This window comes from Microcoleus sp. FACHB-68, from assembly GCF_014695715.1.
In the GTDB taxonomy this organism is placed as follows: Bacteria; Cyanobacteriota; Cyanobacteriia; order Cyanobacteriales; family Oscillatoriaceae; genus FACHB-68.
Genome location: NZ_JACJOT010000006.1, coordinates 239,080 through 260,382 on the forward strand (window position 1 = coordinate 239,080; position 21,303 = coordinate 260,382).

Here is a 21,303-nt window from a genome sequence, read left to right on the forward strand (position 1 = left end):
CTCTTTCTCTAAACTGATGGAATCGTTAGTTTAGCGGCTGATTGAACTTCGTAGAAACTTAACCATCAGGGGGCGTCGTTAGGGCGTCCCTGATTTGTTTTCGGCCCAGATAATCACGACGTTTGTCACAAGTTTAGTCTGGGGAAAATAAAAAAAGGGCAAGTTGCCGGCTCACCCCCCTCCCTGAGAACCCAGAAATCGGCTTCTGGAGTAAAGTGGCCCTAGTTCACGCGCAATGTCAATTTCTCTTCACTCTTTTCTTTCAACGGGTCTTGCCACAAAATAATAGACTCGTTGATCAGCTGAATCTGGGTGCCAGGATAGTAAAAGCTAAGAATGCGATCGCTCGACCATCCCAACTTGGCCAGCTTATGGGAGCCGGTTTGACTCATGCCAACCCCATGCCCAAAACCCCCTCCAATAAAGGCATAGCCCTTAAGTATTTTCGTATTCTCTTGATAGATTGGTTCCACATAGAAGAGAGTGCTTAAAGGCGCGTAAAACGCATTGAGAATCTCGTCTTTTTCCAGCTCAATCACACCCGCGTCAGTGCTCACGGCCATTTTGAGAACACGACCGGCACTGGATCGCTGCAGCACCCGCAACTCCTGAATTGTTTGGAAGTTAACCAAGGGAGAGTTGCCGTCTTGCAGATAGCGCCTCAAGTCTTTGTTCATCTTGTCGAGACTGCTTTCCTCTCGCCACCGAAACAAGTCGCCTTCCTCGTTAAATCCTTTCTCAATATTGACAAAGCGCCGGAAGTTGTCTTCGGAAGCTAAACTTTGACTCGACAAGTCCCAAACGTTGCCCACCGAATCTAGCACCGGCAGCAAATAAGGTCGTTCTGGGCCATCCCACATATCGTTGAAAGGAGCCGTGACACCGCCGCTGGTTGAGGAATAAAGGGCATCAATTAACTCGTTTTGGTAAACCAGCACTTGCCCAGTGGTGGCTGCGATCGCGCGATCAGCATCGGGCCAAGTGTCGCCCAGTCCTTGGTAAACCTGGCATTGGGTATTGGCGCACATCTGATAGTTATCAATGGCAAACCGGCGCAAGTTCCGCAGTACATACGTTCGCGCCAGAATCGTTTGGGCTTCAATTGCCGGATAGGGGGCTTCTTCGCCAATTTCATGAGGCACGACGCCTCGCAGATAGATTTCGAGGGGCACTTGGTTGACGAGTGTGTAAGTGCCATAGGCATTAGGCTGCAGCCGCAGACTGCCTCCGTACAGACGTTCTGTTTTTTCCGCTTTCCCTTTCTCGACTTGAATTAAGCCGGTGCCGGCGCTGATGTCTAGCTGAGACTGGCTATAGCGGGTGCCATTAACCACCCAACTGGCTTGGGGTGTCTGCTGTAATATTTTTGTCTCAAGATAGGCGCTGTTGTGGCCTTTCGCTTGCAGGCTTTCTAGGAGAAACCGGCGGATTAAGGGGCTGCTGTAGGCACCGCGTTTGGCCCACACCTGCCATTCGTCCGGTTGGCCAATTTCTACCTCCAGTCCTTTGGCTCGCCACGTATTAGCAGTGTCTTCCGCGCTTTCAAAGCTACGGTAGCTGCCGAGTACAACTCGCTCCTCTACCACCGGCTGCGGCAGGGGTTGCATCTGAATTTCTAGCTTGAGTTCTGTCGCTTCGAGAATTTGGGGCAAGCCATCTTGGTTAAAACGCAAGGTTAGGCGATCCCCAGGCTTTGCTTTCAGGGTCAGCCGGTCGCTTGGTTTTTCCCCAAATCGCTGTACTACCCCGACTTGAAGCTCTATGTCTTGGGAACTCTGCGCCCATACTGCGCTGCCGGTGAGTGAGGATAAGGTAAAAGATAATAGGTAAAAAGGCAAGAAAAAGCATTTTCTCTTTTGCTTTTGCACGAGCGCCTTTTTCCTGGGTTGATGCTGGGGTTGGTTGGGCAAACCCATCTGCTTCAAGGTGTCACTGTGTTGCTGCATGAGCTGTCTCCCAATCGTGGGCTGAACATATTATAATTTTTTTTATTAAAGTTTTTATTTAGTTTAATAATTACTATTTTTTAACCATTCATTGGTTAGATTAAGCTGTAATTAAAATATACTGTTACATTTCTCTGCTTTGCCGGAAGATTTTTAGTTGAAGTGGCACCGAGCGATTGATTTAAATGTTATGGTTATGAGTTTGCTAAAATTCAGGCCGACTTCGCTCTAGATGCCGGTGGTATGCTGTGCTACTTTTCTATAAAAAATAGAAATAATTTTAAAAGTGTAGTAATTTTATCAGTTTTGAAAAAGCATCGCTTGGGATCTCGCTTATCTCAAGACCCGCTGCCGGCCAATAAGGGCAGCGCCAAATAAAGTATGCGAGTTTAATCAATCTATCACACTAATGCACCCTAAGCTGTCGTTAAGGAAATTAAGGCTGACCAATTAATATGAAAGCTGCCCAATCTCTAGGATTAGGGTGTTGTTGGATTGTCTTTAACATTGCACTTCGCAACGCCTTTGCTTTGTCTCCATTTTGCTGCAATTGCTGATAAAATTCCTGCATTAAAAATGCTGTAGGCGCATCCGGCACTGTCCACAAGGAGACGACAGCGCTGGGAATGCCGGCACTAATTAAGGCACGAGATAAGCCAATAACTCCATCCCCCGTAATTCTGCCTCGTCCCGTATTACAGGCACTGAGAACAATTAATTCGGCTTTTAATTTTAAGTTAAGAATTTCACTAGCTGTTAGCAACCCATTATCTTTGCTATCAGGTGCTAAAGCGATCGCACTTTCTAAGCCTTGTGCCTCATCAAGTAATCCATGCGTGGCGAAATGGATAATTTGACTTTGCTGCATTTTTTCTACAACCAGTGCTTTGGTGGGAATAGAGCCGGTTAAAGCAGTTGTTTGTAATAATCGAGCAATTTCTAAAGCTTCTATTTCAGCATTGGGAAGTGGCGCTAATGGTTGCGCCGGCTGTCCTGGTGTGGTTGACACAACCGGCATTTTAGGATTTCCAACCACTAATGCTTGAGGTTGAGTTTGGGTTGGCAGTTGCTGTTTTTGTTTGTTGGTTAAGTCAAGAACTTGAATTGCCGGCGCTGTTAGAATCGTGTGTTTCTCAATTAAATAGTTGCCTTCACTATCTTGCAATGCAGCAAATGGCACTAAAAACAATTCGCCGTGAGGAATAAACACGACGTGATCTTCTGGGTTTGCCGGCAATAAATCTGCAATGGGTTCAATGAGAATTTGATGCAGTTTTTGTAATCGAGGATGAGACCCCCGAACCGATTCGACTTTTGAGATGACATCAGCAATAGGACGAGAAATTGTCACACCTTCTGCAAAAGAAGATTGAGTTAATTCCAGGCTTTGAGTGGCTTCACTAATTCCGACAACTTGCCACGGTTCCCAGTCGGGTGCATCATCTTTGAGCTTAACAAAATCACCCGGTAAAAATGTGAGGGTTTCACCTTCACCCCGACTCCGAACTCCTAGAGAAATTCTACTTTCAGGAACCAGTTCATTGAGGGTAAGATTTAAAGATTGAAGATCCTGCCGGCGAAAAGCAACTTCACCGCTAGGTTTAACCACCCAAATATAAAGTTCTGACTCTTGTACTTGCCGAGTTCCTTGCGTACCCACAACCTGCTTCATAATTGAGTAGGAAACCAACGTAGTATTTTGAGATCGGGCAATCTGCTGAATTTCCTTTATATTCGCCTGAGCGAATTCAGGTTCTATAGATTGAGAAGACAAACTCTTCGCCAGTAATTCTACAAAAGCCCGCGCCCGTCCCCTTTCTGTCATTTCGAGAGCGCTATTAATTTGATTGTTGTCCACCAAAATTTCTTGCAAGGTGCTGTAGGTAGTTTCTTGAGTTTCAAAAATCAGGACTTTGCTGAGGTCATCGCTGCCTAAATCTTGGCGTAAATATTCCCAAATTTCGACAGCAGCAATGAGATTTTTAATCGCTTCTTGAGGTCGCTTTGCTTGATTGAGAGCATCCCCTAAATTCGTTAAAACACGGGCTTCTGCATGGCGCTCCCCTAAGCTTCTAACAATCGCTAAACTCTGCTGATGATGGGAAATTGCTTGATCAAAATTTTCAATTGCATAATAAGCGATTCCTAGATTTTCTAATGCCAACGCTTCGCCACTTCTATCTTGTATTGCCTGAGCAAGCCCTAAACTTTGCTTTTGGTATTTTATGGCTTTGGTATAATCTGTAAGAGTGTAGTACATTCGCCCTAAATTGCTCAGGGCGCGTAATTCTCCTGGCTGGTCTTTGATCTGTTGAGTGAGTGCTAGACTTTGTTTTTGATACTCAATCGCTTGCGGATAATTTTTCTGGGCGTAGTAAGCAAGTCCTAGATTTCTTAAAATTTTTCCTTGTAATTCAAACGCGTTATTCGACGCAGCGAGTTTTAAAGTTTGTTGATAGTAAGTAATTGCTTTTTCATAATCTCCAATTGCCCCGAAAACGGCTCCCAAACCATTTAAGGCTTGCCCTTCCCCTAGAGAATCTTGGAGAGATTGTGTTAAGGCTAGTTGCTGCCGATGATAATCAATTGCTTGAGTGTAATTTCCCAAGGCGTAGGAAGCAACCCCAAGATTGTACAGCACATACTTTTCGGTAGAACGATCTCGCAATTGACGGGCGAGTTCTAAGTTTTTTTCGTAGCAGGCGATAGCTTGGTTATAGTTGTCTGGCGTGCGCTTTAGAGCCACTCCTTGGACTTCTCCCAGTAACTGCTCTTGCTTAAGACAAGTTCCTGCTTCTTGCGCCAAGATTGTCAAACGTGGTGCATTTTCATTGACTGGAGAATGATTTGTTTCGGTTCTAACAATGCCTTGCTGATTTGCCGGATTGATTAGCTGAGATGAGGAAATCTTGAGTTGAGTCCCACTTGGTGTATTCAAACTTTCAAGATTGGTTGTTCCAAGATTAGCAGTGTTAGGATTATTTTTTGGATTTATGGAATTGCCCAAGTTAGAAGTTACAGAATTATTTAATTGGGGGCTAGAAGCTCCTAAATTAGAATTTACAGGTTCAACACTGACAGGATTCGTAGTAACTTCGGTAGAAGCTCCTGAGTTGGAATGTACAGGTCTAACATTGACAGAGTTCGTAGTAACGGTGTTAGAAACTCCTTGTTGGTTTCTAGGGGTATTAATAACTGGTTTTGAGACTATGCTTTGTGTATGGTCAGGCTTAATGTTAACCGAATTAACTTCTGATTTTTGGGGAGTAATGAAGGGCCTATTAGATGAAGTGGACACAATCGGCTGCACATTCTGTGAATTGCTCTCTCCTAAGTTATTTACTACAGGTTTAGGAGGCTCAGAAACCGAAACAGCCGGCTTTATGTTTCCTGAATTAAGCGATTGCTGAGGATTTTCGGGTTTAATAATTCCTGAGTTAACTGTTACAGGGTTAATCACTTCTGGCTTAACTGTTCCGTTTTTAGAAGCACCGGCATTATTGGTTCCGGTATTATTTCCAGAATTGGGTGAGCCGGCACTGTTAGTTCCTGAGCTAGTTGTTCCGGTATTATTTCCAGAATGGGGTGAGCCGGCACCGTTAGTTCCTGAGCTAGTTGTTCCGGAATTAGTGCTACCAGAATTAGTCGAGTCGGCACTATTTGTTTCTGAGTTGGTTGTTCCAGAATTAGTCAAGTCGGCACTATTCGTTCCAGAATTATTAGTTCCGGTATTATTTCCAGAATTGGTCGAGTCGGCACTATTCGTTCCAGAATTATTAGTTCCGGTATTATTTCCAGAATTGGGTGAGCCAGCACTATTCGTTCCTAAGTTGGTTGTTCCAGAATTAGTGCTACCAGAATTAGTTGAGTCGGCACCATTCGTTCCTGAGTTAGTTGTTCGGGATTCTTGAATAGAAATATAAATAGGCGAGTCTGGTTGAGTAATTTGTGGTGCAGAAATTGCTATAAGACTGCCCGCTTCAGGGGCTGTTATGGCAAAATTGCCTTTAGTAGATGGTTCAAAAAATTTAGAAAAAACTATCATCGCATGCTTATAAATTGAGTTTAGCATTCCTCTAAAAACAATACCTTTTTCCATAAGACTAGGATTATCTACTTCTCCCCCTAGAAAGTTAATGATATCGATATTATTGGTATTTGATATAATGTTTCCAACAGTAGTGCTATCTCCGACGAGAGTAATATTTTCGCTTAACCCAAAGTTAGAAGCTGAGTTAATCGTTCCACCTGTGGTATTTATGTCGCCGCCTGTAATAGATATACCGCTGCCAGAGTTTGGAGGCCAAAGGCTCATAAGAAAAATATCGCCGCCTCCAGAAATAATATCACCCGTGAAAATGTCTCCCCCTTTAATGTAAGAAGGTGAATTAAATTTACCTCTAATAAGAAGGGTTACATTTCCTCCGGGTGCAGTCTCAGAACTTGAATTTAAAGTTCCTGCTCGTGTATCAATATTTCCAGTGGTTGATGATGTCCCGTCATTCTGCATTATAACTAAGTTAATATTTCCACCGTTGGAGATAATATTCCCGGGGGTGAGGTCAGAATTCGCAACCAAGCTAATTGGATGACTGCTGCTAGTGCTGGATGTTGAGTCAAGAGTGCCGGCGCTAGTATTTATTTCACCCTGTTTACTGACTCCAACAATTTCTCCACCGGCAACACGAGGAGCAACTCCATTATTTCCTAGGTTAATGTTATGAGTTGCAAAAAGGCCGATTTTGCCGTTGTTTCCATTGACACTGGTCGCATTTAAATCAGCAATTGTTATGCCACCGCTAACCGCATTAAAGAATATCTCTCCTGCATTACCACTCACGGAGGAAGTGTTCACTGTACCAGTGCGAGAATCAATATTACCGATTGAGCTGTAAAGCTGTATTTTAGCTCCGTTACCTGTTAAACTAGAGGTATTTAAGTTTCCGGTTATCAGATCAGTTTTAACTTGTATATTAATCGTGCCGCTATTAATAATTCCTGAAGTATTAAAGGTGCCGCGACGGGTGTCTACCGCGTTTTCTGTGCTCCTCAAACTAAGATTACCGCCCGTTACACCGGCTGTCGTAATACTGCCGGCATCAATACCACCCCCAGCATAAAGCGTCACCTCGCCACCACTCCCATTGATACTAGAGGTATTCAGGCTGGCAGTAATAATGCTCGGTGCTGTCATGGGTGCCGGCATTGGTGGCAGCGTTGGTGCCGGTATTGGTGTCAGGTTGGGTTCAGGTAAAAGTGGCGTCAATCCAGGAGTAATTCCAGAAATCAATCCAGGAGTGAATCCTAGTGTTGCGGTAGGTGTGGGTGACGGTGCAGGTGCGGGTGCCAGTGTTGATGTCGGCGCAGGTGTGGGTGTAGGTGCCGGCGTTGGCGTTGCTGCGGATGCCGACGTCAAATCAGACACATACATGACAATATCCCCGCCATCTCCGCTCACAGACGAAGTATCGACTGTGCCGGCACGGGTGTCAATGGTTCCACTTTGGCTGAATACCGTTATTTTTCCGCCATTGCCGTCGCTACTAGAAGCATTCAGTGAGCCGGTTGTGATGCCGGTTTGTCCCCAAAGCGTTATCTCTCCGCTATCACCACCGGCAACCGTTGAGTCTAGTGTGCCGGTGGTTGTAATTTGGCCTTCTTTACTATAAAGAAAAATTCCTCCTCCATTAGAAGTTATGCCGGCTGTTTGAATATTATCTAATGCCTCTAAAAATACCAGTCCACCAATACTATCGGCATCAATAACAATCTTGCCAACTTCAATTTTTCCGTCTAAGACATCGCTTGTGGAGGAGTTAAAAATAGTTCCTGCTTCTGTTTGGGAGTTACCAGGCGTTAGGGTCGCCGAATTTGATAAAGTAGTCTGACCAGCTTTTAACACTAGCAGCGGTTCACTAGAAATCTGTGGAGCAATGCCATTAATTGTAATATTGCCTGTTGAGATACTGCGTTTCGCTTCAATCCATAAAGAAGGGCCGATATAATCTCCAAACGTGACATCCCCCTCAGAAAAAATAACTGGACCTAAAAGACTTCTAAAATGATTAGGATTGCCTAAAAAGTCACGAATCGAAAAACTGCCGCCGACTTTAGAATGAGTATCTATCGAAACTACGCCATTACTAACAAAACTTAAATTCCCCCCGCTTGTTAAAGGATGGTTAGGGTGGTTAAGTGCCAAAATATCAATACTTTCTCTTCCTTCAATCAACAGATTGTTTCCAGCTTTGGCAACAAAAGGATTTGCAGGACTATCTCGAATGCGTACTGTATTTTCTGCTTGCAGTGTCAAGTTTTCGGCTGTCTGCAATTGACTTTCAATTAAAGTTAGGTTGTTGTGAGCCGATAAAGTAGCATTTTGAGCAGATACTTGTGAATTCGGCCAACGCGCCACTACAACATCGCCATTTTCTACCTGCAAACCTGAACCCGTCAGTTGAACAGTGCCATCAGAATTAACTGTTAATCCTGTGGCATGACTGCCGCCATAACCTGTTAACAACGTTGGCAAATTAGCAATGGGGAATGTCCAGCTTCCTTCCGAGGTTGTGGCGGGTTGAATTTCTAAATTTAACACCATGCCGGTTTGACTAAGGCGCACCCGATGTTCCCCCGGCACGGCGGTTAGAACAATCTCACCTCCCGGCGCAGAAAGTTGGCCGGTATTGACGACGGTTCCCCCCATTAATGTTAAATTTTGTCCTTGATTAACGCTAAGATTTCCTGAATTAATGACTGCGCCTGGTTGCAGCGTTGAAAAGTTAAACGCAGTAGGAGAACCGATGAGAAGTGGGTAGTTATTTGTCCCGATGGCATTGAATCTATTAGAACCAAATTCGATATTTGTCGCGGTTGTAGCACTGAAGGATGCGGGGACATTTAAGCTGGCACTCGGGCCAAATATGATGCCGGCTGGGTTCATCAAAAATAAGTTAGAATTTCCCCCCGTTACTTGAATTAATCCGTTAATAAAAGAGGCATCACCTCCGACAACTCTGCCTAAAATATTGAGAATTTCAGGATTCGAGTTAAAGTTGGCGATTTGACCGGCATCTAATCCAAATTTCTCAAAACTGTGAAATAAATTTGCTCCATCACCAGAACGTTGTCCCCCATTGATTTCAAGGCGGTTGCCATTGGGGGTGACGACTGTGCCGGTGCCATCGTTTGCCGATTGGATCGGTTGTGAGGATGCCGGCACAAAGGAGTAAAATGCTATAAATAAACCGAGAGCTAACGGGTTAAGAGATTTTATGGCTGAATTCATCAGACTTTTCCTCAAATAGCTTCAATCATTTGCTAAGGGTAACAAGCTTGCTGGGGCTAATCTTTAAGTAAATATCACCCGCACAATTCAGTTAAGAAGAACTGCCAAAAGTCTAAATTTTGGCTAATGAGTGTAACATAGACTTTCAACTTTGGGTGTTCAGTATTTTTGCAAAAAAAAATCAAAAGCTCGAATAAAAATGAATTGAGCTTTAATCCCCTGTACAACAAGAAACCACCGGCACTGAAAGCATTTTCTCTAAACGTACTGTTGGATGCTGTAATAAATCTGTCCAAGCTGTGGCGATTTCAGGATTATTGGATTGAGCGCGATGCAGTGTGGCTAGCTCAGTCACCATCTCATACCAAAAACCCTTAGTCCCATATAAATTAGCCCGTTCTAGGGGTGAAGCCTTCTCTAATTGACTTTGAACCTCTGGTGGTAAAGTATCACGCACAATTACCCCATTCACAGATAGAAAATCCGCCTGATTTTCTGAATTACAGAAGAAAAAGAACCGCCAACGATATTTTTTACCGATTTCTAGCGGCGGTGCTGTTTCTGGAAGACGATAATTGATGATTCCTGGCCCATTATTCGCTTGAAATGTGGTTTTATAAACCTGCTCTTTACTAATTTCATCCTCTAATATAAATTCGATTGACCCTGATGGATAGGGAGTATATAGCCAAAATGTCGGATTCTCTGCGGTTGTTTTTCCGAAATTAGTCGCCGGGATTAAAGCGGAAAAAGAGCCGGTAGGTGCGGGACAACCAGGGCGACTGCCGGCATCTTCGCGCCTGCCTGGTGCGCCATCACTGGGAGGTCTGAAAGTAGAGGTTTGTGCTAATGAACGAACGCTGAGGGTGCTTAGTAGCCATAGAAACGCACAGGTTAGAGTTAATAACTGATATTGCAGATTTTTGAGATTCATTTTGTTATTTTAGTGTTTAAAATCGTTGGTTAAAAGTCGTGCTTGCCATATAATAATTCCTGACGTAGCCAGAATCGCAACAAGTGATGGAACAACCGGCACCCAAAAACCTTGGATTAACAAACCTAAACAAACTCCGCATAATACCCCCATTGTTACTACTACAGCAATAACCCGATAACGAAGGTGGTTTATTTGACAAATAGCAACGCCTGCGCTTATCGCCCATCCCCCAATCCAGAAAGCTTCGGCCCACTGATTCCAAACAGTTAAAAGCGGTCGCTGATCCAAAACAGCACTAAGAATTTGGCTCACCATTTGGGCTTGAATCAGAACTCCTGGTGTTCTTTCATAGTGGTTTTTGCCGGCACTATACGGACTGGAAAAATTATCAACGGCAGTCGGCGCTGTGACTCCAATTAAAATAATTTTATTCTTGAATAAATGAGGATCAACTTGATTTTTCAATATTTCTGAAATTCCCACTATTGTTGATATATTTTTTCGATAATTAAGTAAAATTTGAAATCCGCCATTGTCTAATTTTTTATAAGCGCCTGTATTTACTTCCAAATCTTGAAAAATTACTTTGCCAAGCTTAACTTTTTCTCTTGAAAGAGCTTGCGGTTTTATGCCTTCCGCTGCGAGATAATCCAGAGCAACTCTTGTGCTTAACGCATAATTGGTAACACAAGGATCATCTTGATAAGGCTGCATAAACATTAAATGTCGGCGTAAAATTCCGTCTAAATCCTCCACAACATCGGTAAAACCCAAACGAGATTCCGGAAGTTTAGGTGGCGGTTTAATACCTGGTTTCTTGGGATTGTTTGCTTCGCCGGCACTACATACCGCAATCAACCGATTATTATATTGAAACTGCCGGCTTAACTGCGCGTGACCCGGTTCTAGAAGACTATTCCGAAAGATATCTAAAGCAATTATTCGGGGTTGATATGCGTCTAATTTCTCAATAACCTGTGCAATGGTAGCATCAGGCAGCGGAAACCCATATTGGTTTATATCATTCTCAGTTGCTTCAACCACTAGCAAACGCGAATCTATTCCTTCGTCAGGACGTAATCGCATTAATTGGTCAAACGCTTTAAGTTCCAAGGTTTGGAATAACCCCAAGCCTCTCATTCCCATGACTAAAATTGTCACAAAAATGCCAGCCAAAAAGACAGGTTTATACTGATTTATCGATAGAATTTTGGTTAATTTTCGCTTTCGATTATTGTCTTGGCTTAACTGCTTCTGTAAAATCTGGTAAACCCGAATTGGATTAGGAATATTTTTTAACTGCCGTTCTCCTAAGTCAGACACTTCCAGAGACAAGCTATTTTTAACGACTTCATAAACCGTCTGAGATATTAAAATTCCACCGGGTTCTGCTTCCGCTTGCAGTCGCGCCGCAATGTTAACACCATTACCCATAACATTGCTATCATTGAAAAGAACATCTCCCAAATGAATGCCAATGCGATGCAATAGCTTTTCTGCCGGCGGTAAACTGGCAGTATTTAAAAGAGTTGTTTGAATTTCAATCGCACAGGTGGTTGCTTGAGTGGCGCTGGAAAAATACATTAACAAACCATCACCTGTTGATTTGAGAACTTTTCCCTCAAAGCGATTACACAATTCAGTCATCAATGCGAGATCGCAGTTCAATAAAGTGAGGGTTTCTTCTTCATTGGTTGCCATTCGCGTACTAAAACGAACCGCATCTGTAAAGATAATAGCTGCTAAGGTGCGCTGTTTTTTTACAGAGTAAGGTGAAGATAGATTAATTTTAGGAAAATTAGCTGATGGTAAGCTTGGTAAATCACTTTCTGAGTTTCCTAATAACTGATTCCAAGTAGGCGGGATTTCAGCCGGCTGCTGACAAATCACCGGCAGCCAACTTGCACAAGGAAATTCACGCTCAAAATCATCATGCAAACGCTGCCGCGCTTCTCGCACTGCTAAATACAACGACTGTCCGCCGGCAAATGCCTTTAAGAAATGTTTTAAAAATTCTTGAGCAATTTGGTCAGGAATTAACTCCCGCATCACAATCATTTGCGGAATATGCAAGTCGCCGAGTTGTCTTGCCAGTCCCAACCCATCACAAGAGTTAAAAATTGCCAGTTTTAAGCCGCCTTCAATTGCTTTTTGCAACCCATACCAAAGTTCTGGAATCGTTAAACTATCCGTTGGATTAATATAAATTCGTCCGGTTTCTCCTTGCGTTTCGCTATGGCCGGCGAAAAAAATAATATCCCAACACTCTCCCCAAAGTTGCTCGTTAATTTCCTGATGTTCGGGTTCAACCAAAAACGTTAAATTAACATTGCGTAAATTCTTTAATAATTGCAGATCTTTCTCAATATCAATTCCCTCTTTATGACCTAAAATAGCTAAAACACTAACACAGGCTTTAGTTTTAATCTCACCTGTGAATTTTTGGGTTGATTTTGATTCTAGAGGACTCAGTGCAACTTCTGCTTTAGGATAACGTTCAAAAAAATCCCATTTATGCCAAGGTAATTTCTGGATATTTGAATCTTCGCTGCAAATTAAAAACCGGATTGTTTCATCTCGGCTGAGTTCTTCTCGCAGCCTGTTATCAATTTCACGAAATCCTTCTTCTTTTAGCCAACTTTTTAGGTGATTTCTCAAGAGTTTTGCTGAGTCAATACAGTCAGCGAGCCGTTTATTAATCGAGCCTTTATGAATAATTTTCTTGGTTTTAATTCTCGTATAATTCCCTAAATTTCGGTAATTTTCTTGCCAGTGAAAGTGCAAGTCACGAGCCAGGTTAGGGTTAGGCGGTAATCCTCCTTTAATTTTGATTGGAAATTGTGAGGTTTCGCCATCAGATCCTATTTCCAAAGTGACTCGGAATCCTTGACTTTCTAAGTTGCCATCTAGTTCTAAAACCACTAACTTACTCATGGATGATTCTCGCTTCCTCAGATCGCAAACAGTTCAGTGACAATCGCTTTTCCTAAAACAAGCTTGACGCTAAAACGCTCTCCGGGTTCGCAGCTAAACTGAAACTCTAAACTTTCGCTGCTTCCGGCCTCTGCTTGCATCACCGGCTTTTCGGTTTCATCTAAAATAATAAGCTGCAAGTTTTGCGGTAACTCGATTTGACTTTCGGCTGGAAGCACTTCAACGGAAACATCAATTTCTGAATCGTCAGTATGTGTTAATCTGACAAATAAAACAATTCGTTCGCCGGCTTGTTCTAGTTTTAACAACTTTCCTCTTTCAACACTTTCTTTTTGCCGTCGCCTAAAATTAAATTCTAGTTGAGGTTCAGGCGAAGCCAGCAAAGTTTCTAAAGTTTCCCAGTCGGCTTCTATAATATTTTGAAACCATTGGTTTAACTGAGTGGGTTGTTTAATGGAAGCCGGTTGCTGCAATTGATTGAGATACAGAATAAATTCATCCAAGGATTGTAGCTCGTTGAGGGGTAAATCCTTAGTCGTTATTTCTTCAACAAATCCTAAAACTGTTGCTTCCCGCAAAGATTCATGCAATTGCACACAGACAAAGCCTATCCTATCTGACCAAACTTCTTCTGGAATGCTAACAACTCCTGCATTCGGTAACACAGGTCTGCATTCGAGCTTACCATAATTTGGGATAATTAAATCTCCGACATCCATTAGCGTACTCATCGCGGGATTGTAGCTGTCACTGTGTTCCCAATCAGTTTCAAACCCATGCCATTGAAGGTACAGTTGCACAGCGCATACAGCAAGACTGTTGAGATAAACTTGTTTGGCTTTACCTGCATTAGATTGGCGACGGCGTAATTGTTCTGCGCGAGAATGCGCCGCTAGTCCTAGCGGTACGGTATAAGTGAAAAATTCAGTGGTGGGGTACATAAGCACTCTGATTACCTGTGAGTTGACATTGGTTTTGGTTTGACTTTCATGAGTTACTCTGGCAGTAGGGATAAATTTTATGCAAATTTAAGGTTATTTACAAAAGCTTTACATTGTTGGGTAATCTGTGAAGTTACTGTAAAGGTCAGAACTTACAGACAGATAAACACCGATGAGGTTTCTAATGTTTTCATAAATTTTATAGAACTCAGTCTGGTGGTAGGTCTTTCTGAAATTGAGGGCGAAATTTACTACAACATCGCTGAAAAAAGCCGCTCAAAACAGATACTTTTATACCTAAGCTGCTCGATATTTCTTCCCAGCTTTGTCCTGAAAGGCGGGCTAATGCGATAGTTTTGAAACTGGCATCGGGTCTGCTTCTAATGTATTTTTTTTCAAAAATTTTCCCCGGATCACTTTCGATATACTGACGAGTTTCTTCTACTAACGAAGTCGAAGCCGGCTGGGCTATATTTTCTAAATCTGCAATTGAGGGAAGTTCCTCAACGATAGGATTGCTAAATTCTCGTCGGCACTCTATCACCAATTTGTCTAGGCGAAAATTAACCCAGGTCATAAATTTTTGAGTTTGGCCCCGTTCTGGATCGTAATTGTCAATATTTTTACAGACATAAGCTAGGGTTCTAATCACCGCTTCTTCATAAAGTAGCTCGTAAAAGTCTGGAGAAAACTTTTCCCGATGGGGGCGACAAAGCTTTCCAGATAAGCGAATCGCTTCGACTAACTCGCCAAGCAGATGCCGGCGCAAAGCCGAATTTGAAGGCTGTTTTTGAATTTCTATTGCTAATTGTTTGAGTTGCTCGTCTTGCAAACCCGCTTTTAAAGCTTGATGAAGTAAATGATTTCCCCAAACTTTGAGAGGCGTGCGTTGAAGATTATATTTAGTAATTTCTTGAGAGACATCAGAGAAAAGTTGAGTTCTAAGCTGTTCATAAATTTCTTTCTGCACCTCAGAGAGAGAATAACCGCTCAGTGGACGGCAGATAGTACGCCCTCGCAAGATTTCTTCAACCAGCTGGGTTAAAGCGTCTTGTCCTTGCTGAGTTCGCTGAGTTCGAGGATTGTAACTGCCGGCATTGATAAATCGCGGTTCCAGTTGCTCATTCATGATCCATAAAAGTGTGAGTGGTAGGCAACTCGTTAATCGCTATAGGAGCGTTTGCTGCTGATTATGACTCATTCGTACTTATATGCCATTACGGATTTTGTTACAAAAATTAATTTTAAGAATTTTGCATAAAACCCCCTTCCCTCACCTGAGTAAGGGACAGAAAGAGGCAGTTGACTCAGGTGAAACACCGCCTGTAGTGAAGAGATTGCAAAAAATACAAGCGTCGCTGGCTACTTCTCGGTGAACTCAACAACGCTAATTAGGAGTAATTGATATGGCTACAATCATTGGGACATTTTCAATTGGAATTTCATCTGGAACACTGCCAGCTATATCTTCGTGATCATGAAAGCGTTTGTCGTGCAGTTTTCCTTCTCTTGCTTTGCTCAAAATCAGCACTCGTTTGGGATCATCGACGGCTGCAAGATGTTTGCGGGTATGGTGTTTCTTCTTGCCAGAGTCGTTGGCTTGTTGAGCTTCAGGGTCTTGAGGTCGTGTAATGGGGCGTTCTGTCCCATCGATCATCACCCGCTTGGCGTTCGGAAAGCGCTCTAAAAATGCTTCAATTCATGCGCTTGAGAGCGGTGCATCTCGAAAATAATGTCTGCCCAGTCAAAGGTTGGGTAACACTTGAAGTAGAAGAAAATGAAGAACAACTTCTCTTGGGTGTTCAGCAGGCGAGCTTTCCGTCCTCCACCCACCGCTCGTTGACGAGGTTGAGTCTGGCGCGTTTGTTCATACACAGGACTAAAGGTCGTCAGCAGTGCATCAAACGCTTTGCGATTCAATTCAGTCAGTGCCCGCAGTAATCAGTATTGTTTCAGCACCCGTTGAATGTCTAGCATCGTCTCATCTCTTCACTGTCCTCTATTCTCGCTTATTTCCCGAAAACTCTAATAGTCAATGTAGTCGGCAATTTTCAATTGCTATGCAATGGGATGCTGAAGGCTCGGCTCGTAGGGCTATCTGCTAACGCGGGGACACAAATTTAGTCTGCCGGCACGAACTTTAATCACCTGCGCCGCCGTGTAAATCTGTGTCGATGCGAATTTGAGTTGCCGTTTTTACAAAGGTGAAATGCTCCCGATGAGGCGTGCTTCCACCGGCTACGCGATATCGATTGAACACCTAGAAACAATGACAGCAATGAACAGCACAACCAGTCTTATTTTTGTTGACTCAACGGTTGAAAACTATCAAGATTTTATTCCAATCACTGAAGCGGGAGCAGAAGTTTTTACCCTCGACCCCACACAAGATGCAATTGCTCAAATTACAGAAGTTTTAGCAAATCGCACGAATGTTGCCAACCTTCACATTATCTTGGATGGCAGTTTAGAGCTAGGTAACACCACTTTAGATGTCGGTGCCTTAGAAAGCCCGCAAGTCATGACTTATTTGCAACAATGGGGCGCATCCCTAAGTGCAGATGCAAATATTCTTTTGTATGGGCGGAATGTCGCAGTCAATGAGCTTGTTGTGCAAAGGTTGAGTTTATTGACGGGTGCTGATGTTGCGGTTTCCGCCGGCATGACAGCTAATGCGACAGATCACAACAGGGGAGACTTTGATTTAAATAAGCGTTCTGGCTGGTTAGGAGCAGCTCCATTAGCCTCACAGAATGGGGAAACTCACTTGGCAACCTGTAACTGTGCCGGTTGCAGCTTGTTCATTAATAAAGAACGACTCGCACCGGCACCTGTCATTGGGCCAACCGTCCCCCTAGCCTCCCTCCCGTTACTCAGCAGCAATCCGGCTGCCACCGCAAAGATATTTCTGGACTTCGACGGACACACCACTTCTGGAACATCATGGAATACCAGCTTCAATGGCAACGCGGATATTATCACCCCTGCCTACAGTATCGATAGTGATCTAAATACTTTTTCGACCACAGAAACCGCCAGTATTGAAGAAATTTGGAAGCGAGTTGCAGAAGACTACGCACCCTTTGATGTGGATGTAACCACTGTTGATCCCGGCAATTTAAACGGGCCAAATAATATTCGCGTAGCGATTGGCGGGGCTTGGGATGATTGGTTTGAAGAATCAGAAGGTGCCGGCGGTGTTGCCTATGTGAATTCCTGGCAGTGGAACGGGGACACGCCGGTTTTCGTATTCGAGGAGAATTTAGGAAATGGCTTCGCGAAATACACGGCTGAAGCGATTTCTCACGAAGCAGGACACGCCTTCGGTTTGGATCATCAGAGTAGCTACGATGCCGGTGGCAACAAAACCGATGAATACAATTCAGGATCAGGCACCGGGGCAACCGGCTGGGCACCGATTATGGGTGCCAGTTATTACCAAAATCTTACGAGCTGGCACAACGGACAAAGCAGCCAAGGATCGAACATTTACCAGGATGATGCGGCTATCATCGCTTCAGCCATTAACGGCATCGGTTACCGAACCGACGACCACGGCAATACGAATGCCTTGGCGACGATCTTAGGTGGTAGCACGACCCTCAGCGCCTCCGGCATCATTAGCGCCCCCACTGACACGGATGTTTTATCGTTTACCACGGGTCATGGAAGTATTAGTTGGAATGTCAATCCGGCTGAATTTGGGCCTAATCTGGATGTGCTAGCCGAATTGCGAGATAGCAATGGCAATCTTATTACTTCCAGCAACCCAGTGGATGCCCTTTCTGCTAGCATCAACACCTCAGTTGCTGCGGGGACTTATTACCTGCACGTCAAGAGCAACGACTTGTATGGACGCATTGGTCAGTACACTGTTACCGGCACCACGGTTGCGGGTTCTACACCCACGCTTTTGATTGATGATGTTTCGGTTTTAGAAGGGGACAGTGGCACCACTGAGGCGACGTTTACTGTGACGCTTTCTGAGGCAAGTAGTCAAACTGTGACGGTAGACTACGCAACGGCAGATGATACGGCAATTGCCGGCACAGACTACACCGCCACCAATGGCACTCTGACTTTCGCTGCCGGTGAAACGAGCAAAACGATTACAGTCTCTGTGCAGGGTGATACAACAACAGAATCCGATGAAAGTTTCTTTGTGAACCTCACCAATGCTACAAATGCTCCAATCGGTAACAGTCAAGGCATCGGAACCATCCAAAATGATGACACCAGTTCAATCACCAACCTATTAACAGAAGATTTTTCTGATAACACGGGCGGTTGGACGCTGGGGAGTGAATGGCAAATTGGTTCCGCTACCACCTCAAGTGGACAGCAGTATGGAAACCCAGATCCAGGTGTTGACAATACAGCGACGGCAGACAATGGGATAGCCGGTGTTGTTATCGGTGGCAATGCTTCTCAATCTCTCCACGATTTCTATTACTTAACCAGCCCGGTGGTTAACACCAATGTGGCGGGAAATATTTCTCTAGAATTTGCCCGGTGGTTGAACAGCGATTATGCGCCTTATATGCAGAACTCCGTTGAGGTGTTTGATGGCAGCAATTGGGTGCCCATTTGGCAAAGTGGGGCTGATCCTGGGGTTCAGGACAGCAGTTGGAATCAGCAATTGTTTGATATTACTGCTTATAAAAATGCCAACACTCAGGTTCGTTTTGGTTTCCAAGTCGGCAGCAATGGTGTTTACAGCGTCAGTTCTTGGAATCTTGATGATGTCAAAATTGTTAGTGATTCCTCGAATTCAAGTTTTGCTGTGAGCATTGATGATGTTTCACTTGTCGGCACAGATGGAGATGACACGCTGATCGGAGGTGCCGGCAATGATACCCTTGATGGCGGTGCAGGTAATGATACCCTCACGGGAAGTGCCGGCCAAGATTGGTTCCTCTACAGCACCGGCAGTGCCTTTACTGCGGCATCGGTAGGCGTTGATCAAATTGACGATTTTGCCACAGGCGCTGCCGGTGATCGTATCGTTTTGAGCAAGCAAACATTTGCTAAACTCACAAGTGAGGTGGGATCTGGGTTTAGCGTTATCTCTGAGTTTGCCGCTGTTACCACAGATGCCGACGCTGCAACCAGCGAAGGGTTGATTGTTTATAACAGCAGCAATGGTAAATTGTTCTATAACGAGAACGGCAGTGCAGCTAACTTTGGCACAGGTGATCAATTTGCCACGTTAGCCGGCACTTTTACCTTAGCCCCAGAAGATTTGATGCTAATCGCTTAAAGATAGCGATGAAAATTCATCAAGTTTAGCCTTTCCAGGCTAATTACAGTGGAGCAATTTTTTTATAGGTTGCTCCACTGTAACCCATATTCTGCACCCTGAAGTGGCACAGTGGGTATGACTACGGAACCATACAGTTTGCAGCACTTAGCTCCTTCACGGATTCTCAATAAGCGTAAGCTATTAAGACTTGTTGAGAGAGGGTTCCGGGGAATAAAAAAAGCCCGTAACACTAGCAGAGTTTGGGTTTTAAGGATTTGGGTGACTGAGTATGACAGTTATGGGTGGGGAATGTGGGCTTTAGAGCTGATTTATAAAGAAAATATAAAAAACTCCGAGAGTGGACTAAAGTAAATTTTAGGCTAGAAACAGTTGAATGTTTAGCTCTGAGAATGAGTCAATTACCTAAAATTGCCAATCCTTTAAGAAAACCGTATCCCAGTGACTTGAGTGACGGGGAGTGGGAGATATTGAAGCCACTATTGCCGAAGCCCAAAGGCTTTGGACATCCAGTGGAAGTAAATTTCCGAATTAGGTAAAGAAGAACAGTGCACCGTTGCCATAGCAGATTCTCAATCCGTGAAGACAACGGAAAAAAAGGGGAGGTCTATGGCTATGACGGTGGCAAGAAGGTTAAAGGACGTAAGCGCCATATCGTCGTAGATTCCCAAGGACTTTTGCTGGGACTGCTGATCAGCGAAGCTAATGCTTCAGAACGATTAGGGGCGATTGTGGTTCTTGATGAAGCCCAAGAGAAGTTGTCCAGATTGGAGGTGCTTTGGGTAGATCAAGGGTATTCGGGCCAGAATTTTGCTAAGGCCGTGAAGCAGGTCTGTGGGGACAATGTGAGGGTGGAAGTGATTGAGCGAACTCAAAAGGCTTTCGAGCGCTTACCGAAACGATGGATTGTGGAACGTACTTTTGGTTGGCTGAATCGATTTCGACGCTTGAGTAAAGATTATGAGTTGTATTCAGAGATTAGCGAAGCAATGATTTATAGTTCCTTGATTCGTCTGATGGTCAAGCGATTAGTCACTTAAGGTTTTCTTTATAAATCAGCTCTTAACAAAATTTAAAGCAAGCAGAGTATTAAAAAAGGGCGCGATCTTTAGCAAATCGCGCCCCTCAATCGTTCATCTCAAATTAAAAACTTAATTCTCGTCCTCTTCCGGTGCACCCATCAACACCTTTAGCGAGTCCAGCCCTTTCTTAACACGACGGGAAACTGTAACTGCACTGATCCCCATGCGATCTGCGGTTTCTTTTTGTGTTAAGTCATACAGAAAGACAAATTCTAAAATCTTGCGAGTCCGTTCCTCTAGGGTAGAAAGGGCTTGCTGCAAGCGAATTACGTCTTCTTGTGCCAGTTGGAAACTGCGATAGTTGTTATCTGGAACAAGGTCTGCGAGAGAAGTAGAGCCTTCATCCTCATCCTGCATGGGTGCATCCAAGCTGAGTGGCGCACGATTGCGATTAGCCAGCTTGACTTCCTGCCATTCTGTGACTGAAATTTCTAGGGCTGCGGCAACTTCCGCATCGGTGGGGTGCCGGTTTAGCTTGACTTGTAGATTCTGCATTACCCCAGATGCTTGACTTTGCAGCGTCAGCCACTGCCGGGGAATTCGCACTGAAGGGCTTTTATCGCGCAGATAATGTTGAATTTCACCTCGGATGTATGGGATCGCAAAGGAACTAAATGCGTGTCCTTTGGACATCTCAAAGCGCTCTATTGCCCGAATTAATCCGATGCTGCCGACTTGCAACAAGTCTTCATAACTTTCTGTGCACTGGTTAAGCCAGTGGTGCACTTCTTTCCTGACCAGTCCAAAATTAAGTTTAACGAGCTGATTCCGGAGTTGCGGTGAGGGAGAAGTTTGGTACTCACGTAATAGTTCCAAGCTCTCGCTTTTGAGTTCATTGGTTACTATGTTAGCCATGCCGAATTTTGGGTTGGTAGAGCACTTTAAGAGATGAATCTAATTTAGTTTGATAGAAAA

The 21,303-nt window shown here is 44.0% G+C and carries 11 protein-coding genes; 2 read left to right on the forward strand and 9 right to left on the reverse strand.

Going from position 1 to position 21,303, the window contains the following annotated elements; genetic code table 11:
* Nucleotides 1-221: 221 nt before the first annotated feature.
* The 8 genes from H6F73_RS05685 to H6F73_RS25925 all read right to left on the reverse strand — a co-directional run bounded on the left by H6F73_RS05685 (nucleotide 222) and on the right by H6F73_RS25925 (nucleotide 15,966).
* Complete coding sequence (locus H6F73_RS05685; protein WP_190757827.1) at nucleotides 222-1,946, reverse strand: SpoIID/LytB domain-containing protein; 1,725 nt, start codon at nucleotides 1,944-1,946, stop codon at nucleotides 222-224.
* 436 nt (nucleotides 1,947-2,382) lie between these two features.
* Entirely contained in the window at nucleotides 2,383-9,234 is a 6,852-nt protein-coding gene (locus H6F73_RS26370; protein WP_190757828.1) for a CHAT domain-containing protein, read from the reverse strand.
* Between the two features lie 211 nt (nucleotides 9,235-9,445).
* On the reverse strand, nucleotides 9,446-10,168 hold the full coding sequence (locus H6F73_RS05695; RefSeq protein ID WP_190757829.1) for a DUF928 domain-containing protein: 723 nt from the start codon (nucleotides 10,166-10,168) through the stop codon (nucleotides 9,446-9,448).
* Nucleotides 10,169-10,177: 9 nt separating this feature from the next.
* The gene (locus H6F73_RS05700; RefSeq protein WP_190757830.1) at nucleotides 10,178-13,105 is read right to left on the reverse strand and encodes a CHASE2 domain-containing protein; all 2,928 of its coding nucleotides are present in this window, start codon (nucleotides 13,103-13,105) and stop codon (nucleotides 10,178-10,180) included.
* 17 nt (nucleotides 13,106-13,122) lie between these two features.
* Nucleotides 13,123-14,046: a DUF1822 family protein gene (locus tag H6F73_RS05705; RefSeq protein WP_190757831.1), complete on the reverse strand. Its 924-nt coding sequence runs from the start codon at nucleotides 14,044-14,046 to the stop codon at nucleotides 13,123-13,125.
* A gap of 208 nt (nucleotides 14,047-14,254) precedes the next feature.
* Nucleotides 14,255-15,175, reverse strand: a complete 921-nt coding sequence (locus tag H6F73_RS05710; protein WP_190757832.1) for a hypothetical protein — start codon at nucleotides 15,173-15,175, stop codon at nucleotides 14,255-14,257.
* A 258-nt stretch (nucleotides 15,176-15,433) separates the two neighbouring features.
* A complete protein-coding gene (locus H6F73_RS25920) occupies nucleotides 15,434-15,703 on the reverse strand; it encodes a transposase family protein (RefSeq protein ID WP_199330436.1) in 270 nt (89 codons plus the stop codon).
* A 26-nt stretch (nucleotides 15,704-15,729) separates the two neighbouring features.
* Nucleotides 15,730-15,966 carry a transposase family protein gene (locus H6F73_RS25925; RefSeq protein WP_199330437.1) on the reverse strand — a complete coding sequence of 79 codons (237 nt, stop codon included), beginning with the start codon at nucleotides 15,964-15,966 and terminating at the stop codon, nucleotides 15,730-15,732.
* Between the two features lie 298 nt (nucleotides 15,967-16,264).
* Between H6F73_RS25925 and H6F73_RS26890 the strand changes: the two genes are divergently transcribed.
* Nucleotides 16,265-19,306 carry a DUF4347 domain-containing protein gene (locus H6F73_RS26890; protein WP_190757833.1) on the forward strand — a complete coding sequence of 1,014 codons (3,042 nt, stop codon included), beginning with the start codon at nucleotides 16,265-16,267 and terminating at the stop codon, nucleotides 19,304-19,306.
* 548 nt (nucleotides 19,307-19,854) lie between these two features.
* Nucleotides 19,855-20,346, forward strand: coding sequence for an IS5 family transposase (locus H6F73_RS05725; RefSeq protein ID WP_347239476.1), 492 nt, complete (start codon nucleotides 19,855-19,857; stop codon nucleotides 20,344-20,346).
* A gap of 111 nt (nucleotides 20,347-20,457) precedes the next feature.
* On the opposite strand, the gene H6F73_RS05730 is transcribed toward H6F73_RS05725, so the two are convergent.
* Complete coding sequence (locus H6F73_RS05730) at nucleotides 20,458-21,243, reverse strand: RNA polymerase sigma factor SigF (protein WP_190757834.1); 786 nt, start codon at nucleotides 21,241-21,243, stop codon at nucleotides 20,458-20,460.
* Between the last annotated feature and the right edge of the window lie 60 nt (nucleotides 21,244-21,303).